Genomic DNA, 12654 nt, shown 5'->3' with positions numbered 1-12654 from the left:
CCAGCCACACCCGGAGGTATCAACCATGATCAAGCAGCATCCACGCATCGTGGACCTGAGCGAGACGGAGCCCAACCGCAGGCGCGGAGGTGACATCCGGGCCATGCTCACGCCCGCCACGGCGGGTTCCACCAGCGGCTTCATGGGCCTGGCCCTCATCCAGCCCGGCGAGCGCATCGGCGAGCACTACCACCCGTACTCCGAGGAGTTCGTGTACGTCGTCACGGGCGCGCTCGAGGTCGACCTGGATGGCGACACGTACGCGCTGAAGCCCGATCAGGGCCTCTTGATCCCCATCAACATGCGGCACCGTTTCCGCAATGTCGGCGACACGGAAGCCCGCATGGTCTTCCACCTGGGCCCGCTCGCCCCGCGTCCGAGCCTCGGTCACGTGGACACGGAGGGGACCGACGACACCGTGCCCAGCCGCGAGTTCGCCACCGCAGGGACGGATCTGTCCGCGTCGGACCACGGACAGCCGTCCGAGCGAAGTGGGGCCATAAAGTGACCCGGCGGGTGGCCGTCACCGGTATCGGTGTGGTCGCTCCGGGCGGCACCGGGGCGACGGCGTTCTGGGACCTGCTCTCCCACGGCCGCACCGCGACCCGCGGCATCACGCTGTTCGATCCGGCGGGCCTGCGCTCGCGGATAGCCGCCGAATGCGATTTCGACCCGCTCGCGCACGGTTTGGACCCGGAGCTGCGCGACCACGCCGACCGGTACATACAGTTCGCCGTGGTCGCCGCCGGAGAAGCCGTACGCGACTCCGGCCTCGACTCCGGCCGGGAAGACCCCTGGCGCGTCGGAGTGTCGCTGGGCAGCGCGGTCGGCGGCACCACCCGCCTGGAACACGACTACGTCCAGGTCAGTGAGCGCGGCCGGCGGTGGGACGTGGACCACCGCGCGGCCGACCCGAAACTGCACCTGGCGTTCTCGCCCAGCACGCTCGCCTCGGTGGTCGCCGAGCAGTTCGGCGCTCAAGGCCCGGTACAGACCGTATCCACCGGCTGCACCTCCGGACTCGACGCGGTCGGCTACGCCTTCCACACCATCGAAGAGGGCCGGGCCGACGTCTGCATCGCCGGGGCGTCGGACTCGCCGATATCGCCGATCACCATGGCGTGCTTCGACGCCATCAAGGCGACGTCGCCCAACAACGACGACCCCGAGCACGCCTCCCGGCCCTTCGACGCACACCGCAACGGCTTCGTCATGGGCGAGGGCGCCGCGGTGCTGGTCCTGGAGGAGTACGAGCACGCCCGAGCCCGCGGCGCGCACGTGTACTGCGAGATAAGCGGCTACGCCACCTACGGCAACGCCTACCACATGACCGGTCTGACCGGTGAGGGGCTGGAGATGGCCCGGGCGATCGACACCACGCTCGACCAGGCCCGCCTCGACCCCACGCTGATCGACTACGTCAATGCGCACGGCTCGGGCACCCGACAGAACGACCGGCACGAGACCGCCGCGGTCAAGCGGTCCCTGGGCGCGCATGCCTACGACACGCCCATGAGCTCCATCAAATCCATGGTGGGGCACTCGCTGGGCGCGATCGGGGCGATAGAGGTCGTCGCCTGCGTCCTCGCCCTGAAGCACCAGGTCGTGCCGCCGACGGCGAACTACGAGACTCCCGACCCCGAGTGCGACCTGGACTACGTGCCGCGCACCGCCCGCCCACGGAAGCTGAAGAACGTGCTCTCCGTCGGCAGCGGATTCGGCGGCTTCCAGTCCGCGGTGCTCCTGACCGGGCCGGGTGGGAGGACACCATGAGCACTCAGCGCCCACCTCGTGCGGCCATCACCGGAATCGGTGTGATCGCGCCCAACGGCCTGCGCGTCGACGCGTACTGGAAATCCGTCAAGGAAGGCCTCGGCGTTCTGGACCGGATCACCCGCGAGGGGTGCGAGCATCTGCCGCTCCGCGTCGCTGGCGAGGTCCGGGCCTTCGACGCCGCGGCCCTCATCGAGGAGCGATTCCTCGTCCAGACCGACCGGTTCAGCCACTTCGCCATGGCCGCGGCCGCCCTCTCCCTCGACGACGCCGGGCTCGCCAACGGTGACCCCGCGGAGCCCTACGACATAGGCGTGGTCACCGCCGCCGGATCCGGCGGCGGCGAGTTCGGGCAGCGGGAACTGCAGAAGCTGTGGGGACAGGGATCCCGGTTCGTCGGCCCGTACCAGTCCATCGCCTGGTTCTACGCCGCCAGCACCGGCCAGATCTCCATCCGGGGCGGCTTCAAGGGGCCGTGCGGAGTGGTCGCGAGCGACGAGGCGGGTGGTCTGGACTCCATCGCGCATGCGGCCCGGGTGGTACGGCGCGGAACCGCCGCGGTGGTCGTCGGAGCCGCGGAGGCGCCGCTGGCCCCGTACTCGATGGTCTGTCAGCTCGGCTACCCCGAGCTCAGCACCGTCGAGGACCCCGAGCGCGCCTACCGGCCCTTCACTGCGGGAGCCTGCGGCTTCGCTCCGGCGGAGGGCGGCGCCATGCTCGTCGTGGAGGACGAGACCCGCGCCCGCGACCGCGGGGCGGCCGTCCGGGCCACCGTGGCCGGCCATGCCGCCACATTCACCGGCGCCTCCCAATGGGAGCGGTCCAGAGAGGGGCTCGCCCACGCGATCCGGGGTGCCCTCGACGAGGCCCACTGCGCCCCGGAGGAGATCGACGTCGTGTTCGCCGACGCCCTGGGCGTACCGGAGGCGGACCGCGCCGAAGCGCTGGCCATCGCCGACGCGCTGGGGGCGCACGGTACCCGCGTGCCCGTCACCGCGCCCAAGACCGGAATGGGGCGGAGCTACTGCGCGGCACCCGTACTGGACACCGCGGCCGCGGTGCTCGCCATGGAACACGGCCAAGTACCCCCTACTCCGAACGTGTTCGACATCTGCCACGACCTCGACCTGGTGATGTCTCGCGCTCGCCCCGCCGAACTGCACACGGCCCTGGTCCTCAGCAGGGGACTGATGGGCTCCAACGCGGCGCTGGTCGTGCGCCGCGGCGGCGACTCCGCCCGGTAGTACCGGGCGGGAAGGAGAACAACATGATCATCGAAGTGACTGTCGACGAACTGGCCAGGCTGATGAAGAAGGCGGCCGGCGTCACCGTCGACCCCAAGGACCTCGCGCACTCGTCGGACTCGCCCTTCGGCACCCTCGGCCTCGACTCGCTCGGCCTGCTCGGCATCGTCGGCGAGCTGGAGAACCAGTACAGCAAGCCGCTGCCTCCCGACGCGGAGCGCTGCAAGACCCCCCGTGAATTCCTCGACCTCGTCAACACGACCCTCAAGGCTGGAGCCTGAAGTGGTAGGACACACCGAGAACAGCATCACCATCGACGCCCCTCTCGACTTCGTCTGGGACATGACCAACGACATCGAGAACTGGCCCCAGCTCTTCAGCGAATACGCCTCGCTGGAGGTGCTCTCCCGCGACGGCGACACGACGACCTTCCGGCTGACCATGCACCCGGACGAGAACGGGAAGGTCTGGAGCTGGGTCTCGGAGCGGACCATGGACCGCGCCAAGCGCACGGTCCGGGCCCGCCGCGTCGAGACCGGCCCCTTCGCCCACATGAACATCCTGTGGGAGTACAAGGAGACCCCGCAGGGCACCCACATGCGCTGGGTGCAGGACTTCGCGATGAAGCCCGAGGCCCCGGTCGACGACGCCTGGATGACGGACAACATCAACCGCAACTCGCGCGTCCAGATGGCCCTCATCCGGGACCGGATCGAGCAGGCCGCCCGCGACCGTCAGGCCGCCCCCGTCATGCCCCGCTGATCGCCGGCCCAGAAAGGACACTCGATGCACCACGCCCTGATCGTCGCCCGCATGGCGCCGGATTCGGCGCCGGCGATCGCCGACGTCTTCGCCGCATCCGACCGCGGCGAACTCCCTCACCTGATCGGCGTCAACCGTCGCAGCCTCTTCCAGTTCGGCGACGTGTACATGCACCTGATCGAAGCCGACCAGGACCCCGCGCCCGCCATCGCGAAGGTGGCCGGACACCCCGAGTTCCGGAGCATCAGCGAGCAGCTGTCGGCGTACGTGAGCGCGTACGACCCGCAGACGTGGCGCAGCCCCAAGGACGCCATGGCGCAGTGCTTCTACCGCTGGGAGCGGGACGCCTCCGCTTCCTGAACGGGCGCCCGAGAGAAAACCCGAGGCCGCCGGCTCCGCGACAGACGCGGAACCGGCGGCCTCGGGTTTTCTCCGGGGCAGAAAAGCTCAGCTGGGGATGGTGCACTCGAAGGCGTGGAGGTAGGCGTTGACCGGGCGGATCTCGCCGATGACCAGGCCGGCGTCCGTCAGCCGTTCGACCATGCTCTTCTGCGTGTGCTTGGCGCCGCCGACGTTGAGCAGCAGCAACAGGTCCATGGCCGTCGTGAACTTCATCGACGGGGTGTCGTCCACGAGGTTCTCGATGACGACGACGCGGGCACCGGGCCGGGCCGCCTTCCGGACGTTCGCCAGCGCCCTGCGGGTGCTCGCGTCGTCCCACTCCAGGATGTTCTTGATGATGTACACATCCGCCTGGACCGGGATGTCCTCGCGGCAGTCCCCGGCCACGATGCGCACCCGATCGGCCAGCGAACCGCCGCTCCGCAGACGCGGATCGGCGTTCTCCACCACACCCGGCAGGTCGAGCAGCGTGCCGTGCATCTTGGGGTGCTTCTCCAGCAGACTGGCCACGACCTGCCCCTGACCGCCGCCGATGTCCGCGACCGAGGACACGTTCCGCAGGTCGAGCAGGTTGGCGACGTCCCGCGCCGACTGCTCGCTGGACGTCGTCATGGCCCGGTTGAAGACATACGCCGACTCGGGGGCCTCTTCGTTGAGATACTCGAAGAACTCCCTGTCGTACACGTCCTCGAAGACGTTCCGGCCGGAGCGCACCGCCTCGTCGAGCTTGGGCCAGACGTTCCACGTCCACGGCTCGGTGCACCACAGCGCGATGTACCGCAGGCTGTGCGGATCGTCCTCGCGCAGCAGCCGGGACATCTCCGTGTGCGCGAAGGTGCCGTCGGGGTGCTCCATGAAGACGCCCTGGCAGGACAGCGCGCGCAGCAGCCGGCGCAGTGTCCGCGGCTGGGCCTTCACCGCTGTCGCCAGGTCCTCCACGCTCATGGGCGTTTCTTCCAGGGCGTCGGCCACACCCAGGCGGGCGGCCGCGCGTACGGCGGCGGCGCACGCCGCCCCGAAAACGAGCTCGCGCAGCCGCATGGGCGGCGGGGGAGCCGGATCAACGGTCGTCATCTGTTGCCTCGCTTCTGCTGTCGTGCTGTAAGTGGGGTGGGGAGCGGACCGGTCAGCACATTCCGGCGGGCTCGGAGACCGCGCACGTGTTGCCGTGGAAGGTGTTGCCGCTGCCGGTGTCCCTGTTGGCCAGATCGGCGGTGCCGTTGCGCATCGCCACGTTGTCGCGGATCTCGTTGCGCTGGTTGTGGGCGCCTACGAAGCTCTTGAACAGCACGATGCCGCCCGACAGCGGGGAGGTGCCCACGTTGTCCTCGACCCGGTTGTCCGTCACCCGCGTGTCCTCGGCGCCGGTGAGGACGATCCCCGACCCCTGCAGGAAGGGCAGCCGGGCGGTCTTGGGACAGTTCTTGTTGTTGGCGTGAAGGTAGTTGTGGTGCACGCTCAGGGCCCCCACGGCCGGCTTGTTCTCGTCGCCCACGACGAACAGCGCGGTGCAGTTGCCGGTCGCTTCGTTGTGATCGACGGTCAGGTTCCGCAGTCGCCGCACCGTGACACCGATCCGGTTGCCGACCAGACGGTTGTGACTGACCACCGTTCCCTTGGTGTCGCGGGCGCCCTCCTCGGTGTTGACCGTGTTGGACACGAACAGGCCCGCGTCGCCGTTGTTCTGGGCGGTGTTGTAGCGGAACACGCCGCGGATCGACTTCTCCTGGGCGATGCCCCACTGACCGTTCTTCTCGGCGGTCACGTTCCGCACGGTCAGCCGATCGGTCCCCGACGCCCACAGGCCCTGCTTGGCAAAGCCTCTGAGGGTCAGTGAGCGTACGGTGACGCCCGCGACGCGCTTACTGTCGGTCCCGGTCACGCAGATGCCGTTGCCGGCCTTGGCACATGCGCTGTCGGCGGAGGCGGGGCCGGGCACGATGACGGTGGACTGGGCGTCGGAGCCCCGCAGCGTCAGGTTGGACACGGTGATGCTGACGCTCTCGTGGTAGGTGCCGGGGGACAGGATGATGGTGTCCCCCGGTTTGGCGGCGTTCGCAGCCTTCTGGATCGATTCGCCGGCGCTGACCCGGTGCACCGTCAGGCTGTGGGCCGGCGGGGCGCAACCCAGTCCCGACGCCACGACAGCCGCGATGCAAGCGAGGTAGGCCATCTGTCGTTTGGTCATAGGCCGAAGCTATGAGCGGGAGTTCCGGCTCGCCACCGCTGATCACCCAGGTGGGCAGCCCCCGTCACAGAGCCAGAGCCAGGGCGGTGACGCGGTGAGAAAACGGGCCGCCGAGTGGTATGCATCGCGTGAGCACCCCCGGAGCGGCCACAGGCCGAGTCGTCGGCACCGCTTCGGGTGAAAAGAGAGACGATCATGGCTACAGGCACCGTGAAGTGGTTCAACGCCGAGAAGGGATTCGGATTCATCGCCCAGGACGAGGGCGGCCCTGACGTATTCGCCCACTACTCCAACATCAGCGCATCGGGCTTCAGGGAGCTTCAGGAGGGCCAGAAGGTCGAGTTCGACGTCGTCCAGGGCCAGAAGGGTCTGCAGGCAGAGAACATCCGCCCGATCTGACGGACCTCGTCCTCGGTCTGCAACCGACCGTGCAAGAAGGTCGGTTCGTACGAGCGCAGGGCCTGCGTCGGACTCCGGGCCCGCATGCCGGACGGGTGTGACCCCCGTGTCATGCGGCGCACACGGTTGAAGACATGAGGCCGACCGAGCACCCGTCATACGCAACCGCCCCGACCGGAGGATCCGGCCGGGGCGGCACCGTCACGGACCGGGGTCCGCGGGGTGGTGCGTGTGTCAGGCGAGGGTCGCCAGCGCCTGGTTCCAGGTCGTCGACGGGCGCATGACCGCCGCGGCCTTGGCCGGGTCGGGCTGGTAGTAGGCGCCGATGTCGGCCGGGGAGCCCTGGACCGCGATCAACTCGTCCACGATCGTCTGCTCCTGCGCGGTGAGCGTCTCGGCGAGCGGGCCGAACGCCTTGGCGAGGTCGGCGTCGTCGCTCTGCCCCGCCAGCTCCTGAGCCCAGTACAGGGACAGGAAGAAGTGGCTGCCGCGGTTGTCGATACCGCCGACGCGACGGGTCGGGGACTTGTCCTCGTTGAGGAAGGTCGCCGTGGCGCGGTCGAGGGTGTCCGCGAGGACCTGGGCGCGCGCGTTGCCCGTGGTCGTCGCGAGGTGCTCGAAGCTGGACGCCAGCGCGAGGAACTCGCCCAGGCTGTCCCAGCGCAGGTAGTTCTCCTTGACCAGCTGCTGCACGTGCTTCGGTGCGGAGCCGCCGGCGCCCGTCTCGAAGAGACCGCCACCCGCCATCAGCGGGACGATCGACAGCATCTTGGCGCTGGTGCCCAGCTCCAGGATCGGGAAGAGGTCGGTCAGGTAGTCACGCAGCACGTTGCCGGTGACGGAGATCGTGTTCTCGCCGCGGCGGATGCGCTCCACGGAGAGCTTGGTCGCCTCGACGGGGGACAGGATGCGGATGTCCAGGCCCTCGGTGTCGTGCTCCGGCAGGTACTGCTTGACCTTCTCGATGAGCACGGCGTCGTGCGCGCGGGTCTCGTCCAGCCAGAAGACCGCCGGGTCGCCGGTCGCGCGGGCGCGGGTGACGGCCAGCTTCACCCAGTCCTTGATCGGGGCGTCCTTGGTCTGGCAGGCGCGGAAGATGTCACCGGCGGAGACGACCTGCTCCAGGACGACGTTCCCGGCCTCGTCGACGAGGCGGACCGTACCGGTGGTGGGGATCTCGAAGGTCTTGTCGTGGCTGCCGTACTCCTCGGCCTTCTGCGCCATCAGACCGACGTTCGGGACCGAGCCCATCGTGGCCGGGTCGAAGGCGCCGTTGGCACGGCAGTCGTCGATGACGACCTGGTAGACACCGGAGTAGCTGCTGTCCGGCAGAACAGCGAGGGTGTCGGCCTCCTGGCCGTCCCGGCCCCACATGTGACCGGAGGTGCGGATCATGGCCGGCATCGAGGCGTCGACGATGACGTCGGACGGGACGTGCAGGTTGGTGATGCCCTTGTCGGAGTCGACCATCGCCAGCTCCGGGCCCTCGGCGAGCTCGGCGTCGAAGGAGGCCTTGATCTCGGCGCCCTCGGGCAGCGCCTCCAGGCCCTTGTAGATGCCGCCGAGACCGTCGTTCGGGGTGAGGCCGGCGCCGGCGAGGATCTCGCCGTACTTCGCGAACGTCTTCGGGAAGAAGGCGCGCACCACGTGACCGAAGACGATCGGGTCGGAGACCTTCATCATCGTGGCCTTGAGGTGCACCGAGAACAGCACGTCCTCGGCCTTGGCGCGGGCGATCTGCGCGGTGAGGAACTCGCGCAGCGGCGCGACGTGCATGACGGACGCGTCGACGACCTCGCCCGCGAGGACGGGTACCGACTCGCGCAGCACGGTGGTGGAGCCGTCGTCGCCAGTCAGCTCGATACGGAGCGTGCCCGGCTCGGTGATCACCGCGGACTTCTCGGTGGAGCGGAAGTCGTCGACGCCCATGGTGGCGACGTTCGTCTTCGACTCCGGCGTCCACTTGCCCATGCGGTGCGGGTGGGTCTTGGCGTAGTTCTTGACCGACGCGGGGGCGCGGCGGTCGGAGTTGCCCTCGCGCAGCACCGGGTTCACGGCGCTGCCCTTGACCTTGTCGTAACGGGCGCGGATGTCGCGCTCCTCGTCCGACTTCGGGTCGTCCGGGTAGTCCGGAAGCGCGTAGCCCTGCTCCTGCAGCTCGGCGATCGCGGCCTTCAGCTGCGGGATCGACGCCGAGATGTTCGGCAGCTTGATGATGTTCGCCTCGGGCGTCTTGGCCAGCTCACCGAGCTCGTGAAGGGCGTCCGCGATGCGCTGGCCCTCCTGGAGGAACTCGGGGAAGAGGGCGATGATGCGCCCGGCCAGCGAGATGTCACGGGTCTCCACAGTGACACCCGCCTGCGAGGCGTACGCCTGGACCACCGGCAGGAACGAATACGTCGCCAGGGCCGGGGCCTCGTCAGTGTGCGTGTAAATGATGGTCGAGTCAGTCACCGGGTGCTCCGCTCCACGTCTGCAACATTGCTCGACATCAAGATATCTCGTGAGCGGCCCCGACTCGACAGGGGTCCGCGCCGGGTTGGTCGGGCGGTGTCCTCCGACCGCCGCTGATCAGCGGCCGAGGCGCCAGTGAAAACACAAGCGCAAGTGAAAGCGGGAAGTGGTGCGCCGCGGGCAACCGCACTGCCCGCTCTCGCGTACCTCAGGTAGATCACCCGCCTGATCCGACGGCAGGGCCACCGGCCCCGACCCCCCCGAACGAAAGCGAACCATGAGATATCGCACCAGAGTGACGGCCCCCGCGGCCGCCTTTGATTGGCGGGATTCCGCCGTGGTGACGTGAACCACACAGTATGGTGATCGCGTGGTTACGGAATGTGTGCAGGAGCAGCGGCAGTTCGGGCATCGCGCCCGACTGGCGCTGACGCCTGCGCAGATCCGGCTCATGGACGATCAGGCGCACGCGGCCCGCACGATGTGGAACTGCCTGCACGACTGGTGGACGATGCTGCCGAAGCAGAAGCGTTCCCTGGCCGCGGCCGACGCGGCGATCCGCCAGGCCCGCAAGGAGATCGACTGGCTCGGCGTGCTTCCCGCCCAGGCCGCGCAGGCAGTACTGAAGACCTACTTCCAGGCGTGGAAGAACTGCTGGGACCACCACGCCGACGCACCGAACTTCAAGGCGCGCCTGCACACGGTGATGTCGGTGGACATCCCGCAGGGCCGGGACCTGAACATCACCCGTGTGCACCGCCGCTGGGGCATGGCCAACATTCCCAAGATCGGCCGTATTCGCTTCCGCTGGACAAAGGATCTCCCGGTCGGCCGGCACGCCGACACCGACAACCGCATCACCGGGGCCCGGCTGGTCAAAGACGCGCTCGGCTGGCACATCGCCTTCCGCGTCCAGACCTTGGAGCCGAAGCCCGAGCCTCACCCAGGGCCGGAGGTCGGTATCGACGTCGGCGTCACGGTGCCTTTGGCCCTCTCCGACGAAAACCACCAGGACCACGGGCGCCCGGCCAGGACCCGGGACGGCACGGCCGACCGGGACAAGTGGCTGAACGCCGACGAGAAGGCCAAGCTGCTCCGCCTTCAGCAGCGGGCCGCACACCGCAAGAGCTTTGGCAGGCCGGGGCAGAAGACCTCGAACCGGCTGCGGGCCACCTACGACCAGATCGCCAGCCTTCGTGCGAGAGCCAAGCGCAGGGCAACCGACTGGCAGCACCGGACCACCACCCAACTCGCCCGCACGTGCGGCGTGATCGTGGTGGAACAACTGGACATCACGAACATGACCAAGAGCGCCAGGGGCACCGTCCAGGAACCCGGGACGAGGGTCGCTCAGAAGTCCGGCCTGAACCGCTCCATCAGCCAGGAGGCCTGGGCCCGCACCATCACGATGCTGACGTACAAGACCGCCCGCCAGGGCGGCACCCTGCACAAGGTCCCCGCCCCCGGCACCTCCCAGCGCTGCTCCGCCTGCGGCGCCACCACACCGGGCAACCGGGAGTCCCAGGCCGTGTTCGTCTGCAAGAACGAAGACTGCGGATGGCCCGGCAACGCCGACCACAACGCAGGCCGGAACATCTTGCACCTGTACCGGATGGGCCACACGCTCATCCCGGCTGCCGGGAGTGCAGTCGTCAGGCGTCCCCGCGGCGTCAAGCCCGCCACAGAAAGGTAGGCAGGAATCTCCCGGCTTCAACCGAGAGAGCACTTCAAGGACTGCTCTACCGCTACGAGCGGGGCTGGGCCGACTCGCTCGGCCTGACCAGTATGGAAGCCCGCATGAAGGACACCTACGCCAAGGGCGACCTGTGGCGACAGTCCTCCGGTCCTGTCGCCGCGCCGAACGCCGCCAACCTCTTCGACAGCCAGCGGTACCTGGGCGGCGTCCTGGTCCTCTACGCGCTGCGCGAGGTCGTCGGCGAGGACGTCTTCAACCGCATCGAGCGCACCTTCCTGGAGTGTCACCGCAACTCCGCCGCGACCACCGAGGACTACATCGCGGTCGCCTCCGAGATCTCCGGCCAGGACCGGTCCGGCTTCCTCAGGGACTGGCTTTACGGCACGAGGACACCACGTATGCCGAACCACCCCGACTGGCCGGTCACCCCGGTGACCCCGAGCCTGGTCGCACCCCGCCACCGTGAGCCCGGCCACTACCCGGACTCGTCGGCCACGCTCTGAGCCCTGACACCGGAGCCGGGCGGACGAGCTCCGTCCGGCTCCGGTGCCGTGTCGTGCTCTACGTGCGTGCCGTGGCGTCGCGCTGATGGGGGATGACCGGCTCGAGGAGCCCGGCGCCGCCCGGCTGCAGCGCCACCGTCCGCGCGGGCGACGGAATCCGGATGCCCTCCTCCCGGTAGCGCTTGTGCAGGCGCTTGATGAACTCGTGCTTGATCCGGTACTGGTCGCTGAACTCGCCCACGCCGAGGATCACCGTGAAACCGATACGGGAGTCGCCGAAGGTGTGGAAGCGGACGGCGGGCTCGTGGTCCGGGACGGCGCCGGTGATCTCGGTCATCGTCTCGGTGACGACCTCGTTGGTCACGCGCTCGACATGCTCCAGGTCGCTGTCGTAACCGACCCCGACCTGGACGGTGAGGGTCATCTGCTGCTCGGGCCGGGTGAAGTTGGTCATGTTGGTGCCCGAGAGCTGGGCGTTGGGGATGATGACCAGGTTGTTGGAGAGCTGACGGACCGTGGTGTTGCGCCAGTTGATGTCGACGACATAGCCCTCCTCTCCGCTGCTCAGGCGGATGTAGTCGCCCGGCTGGATCGTCTTCGAGGCGAGGATGTGCACGCCCGCGAAGAGGTTGGCGAGGGTGTCCTGGAGGGCGAGGGCCACCGCCAGACCGCCCACGCCCAACGCCGTGAGCAGCGGGGCTATCGAGATCCCCAGCGTCTGCAGCACGACGAGGAAGCCGATCGCCATCACCACGACCCGGGTGATGTTGACGAAGATCGTGGCCGAGCCGGCGACTCCCGACCGTGACTGGGTCACGGACCGGACCAGGCCGGTGATCGCCCGGGCCGCGGTGATGGTGGACGCAAGGATCAGCAGGACGGTCAGCGATCGGTTGACGGTGCGCCCGACCTGCGCGGTCAGCGGCAGCACCGCGGCTGCCGACGCGAGCCCCCCGGCGATCGCGGCCCAGGGCACCAGCGCGCGCAGCGCGTCCACGATGACGTCGTCGCCGCTCCAGCGGGTGCGCGAGGCATGCTTGCCCAGCCAGCGCAGCAGCATGCGCAGCAGGAACGCGGCCACAAGGCCCGCCGCGACGGCGATTCCGGCGACCATCAGGTCGTCCAGGGTGAGGGAGCGCTTCACCGGTGACCTCCCTGGTGACCGGAGAGAAGGCCCGCGGGCCGGATGTGCTGTGTCGTCACTTGCCACCTGCTCGAATCCGGGAATGCACG

General features: G+C 68.8%; 12 protein-coding genes and 1 pseudogene. 9 read left to right on the top strand and 4 right to left on the bottom strand.

Features of this window, described 5'->3' with window-relative positions:
- Positions 1-25: 25 nt before the first annotated feature.
- The 6 genes from ACIBK0_RS14770 to ACIBK0_RS14745 are packed head-to-tail and all read left to right on the top strand — an operon-like array spanning position 26 to position 4139.
- Positions 26-508, top strand: coding sequence for a cupin domain-containing protein (locus tag ACIBK0_RS14770; protein ID WP_399079475.1), 483 nt, complete (start codon positions 26-28; stop codon positions 506-508).
- A complete protein-coding gene (locus tag ACIBK0_RS14765) occupies positions 505-1773 on the top strand; it encodes a beta-ketoacyl-[acyl-carrier-protein] synthase family protein (protein WP_399079472.1) in 1269 nt (422 codons plus the stop codon). Before ACIBK0_RS14770 ends, ACIBK0_RS14765 begins: the two co-directional genes overlap by 4 nt.
- On the top strand, positions 1770-3017 hold the full coding sequence (locus tag ACIBK0_RS14760; protein WP_399079470.1) for a ketosynthase chain-length factor: 1248 nt from the start codon (positions 1770-1772) through the stop codon (positions 3015-3017). Before ACIBK0_RS14765 ends, ACIBK0_RS14760 begins: the two co-directional genes overlap by 4 nt.
- A gap of 23 nt (positions 3018-3040) precedes the next feature.
- Complete coding sequence (locus tag ACIBK0_RS14755; RefSeq protein WP_399079468.1) at positions 3041-3298, top strand: phosphopantetheine-binding protein; 258 nt, start codon at positions 3041-3043, stop codon at positions 3296-3298.
- A gap of 1 nt (position 3299) precedes the next feature.
- Positions 3300-3779, top strand: a complete 480-nt coding sequence (locus ACIBK0_RS14750) for an SRPBCC family protein (protein WP_399079466.1) — start codon at positions 3300-3302, stop codon at positions 3777-3779.
- Between the two features lie 24 nt (positions 3780-3803).
- Entirely contained in the window at positions 3804-4139 is a 336-nt protein-coding gene (locus ACIBK0_RS14745; protein WP_399079464.1) for a TcmI family type II polyketide cyclase, read from the top strand.
- A gap of 87 nt (positions 4140-4226) precedes the next feature.
- On the opposite strand, the gene ACIBK0_RS14740 is transcribed toward ACIBK0_RS14745, so the two are convergent.
- Together ACIBK0_RS14740 and ACIBK0_RS14735 are read right to left on the bottom strand one after the other, a co-directional pair.
- Positions 4227-5255, bottom strand: coding sequence for a methyltransferase (locus ACIBK0_RS14740; protein WP_399079462.1), 1029 nt, complete (start codon positions 5253-5255; stop codon positions 4227-4229).
- A gap of 52 nt (positions 5256-5307) precedes the next feature.
- On the bottom strand, positions 5308-6369 hold the full coding sequence (locus ACIBK0_RS14735) for a nitrous oxide reductase family maturation protein NosD (protein ID WP_399079460.1): 1062 nt from the start codon (positions 6367-6369) through the stop codon (positions 5308-5310).
- 195 nt (positions 6370-6564) lie between these two features.
- On the opposite strand from ACIBK0_RS14735, the gene ACIBK0_RS14730 reads away from it, so the two are divergent.
- A complete protein-coding gene (locus ACIBK0_RS14730; protein ID WP_399079458.1) occupies positions 6565-6768 on the top strand; it encodes a cold-shock protein in 204 nt (67 codons plus the stop codon).
- Positions 6769-7002: 234 nt separating this feature from the next.
- On the opposite strand, the gene ACIBK0_RS14725 is transcribed toward ACIBK0_RS14730, so the two are convergent.
- A complete protein-coding gene (locus ACIBK0_RS14725) occupies positions 7003-9222 on the bottom strand; it encodes an NADP-dependent isocitrate dehydrogenase (protein ID WP_399079456.1) in 2220 nt (739 codons plus the stop codon).
- Between the two features lie 451 nt (positions 9223-9673).
- On the opposite strand from ACIBK0_RS14725, the gene ACIBK0_RS14720 reads away from it, so the two are divergent.
- Together ACIBK0_RS14720 and ACIBK0_RS14715 are read left to right on the top strand one after the other, a co-directional pair.
- Entirely contained in the window at positions 9674-10915 is a 1242-nt protein-coding gene (locus ACIBK0_RS14720) for an RNA-guided endonuclease InsQ/TnpB family protein (RefSeq protein ID WP_399079856.1), read from the top strand.
- Positions 10916-10953: 38 nt separating this feature from the next.
- Positions 10954-11421, top strand: a pseudogene (locus tag ACIBK0_RS14715) (M1 family aminopeptidase); the annotation flags it as partial.
- A gap of 58 nt (positions 11422-11479) precedes the next feature.
- On the opposite strand, the gene ACIBK0_RS14710 reads toward ACIBK0_RS14715, so the two are convergent.
- Positions 11480-12565 (bottom strand): mechanosensitive ion channel family protein, encoded by a 1086-nt coding sequence (locus ACIBK0_RS14710; protein WP_399079454.1) that lies wholly within the window; start codon positions 12563-12565, stop codon positions 11480-11482.
- Positions 12566-12654 lie beyond the last annotated feature (89 nt).

This window comes from Streptomyces sp. NPDC050564, from assembly GCF_044457265.1.
Taxonomy (GTDB): Bacteria; Actinomycetota; Actinomycetes; order Streptomycetales; family Streptomycetaceae; genus Streptomyces.
This window is presented reverse-complemented; position numbering and strand designations above follow the sequence as displayed.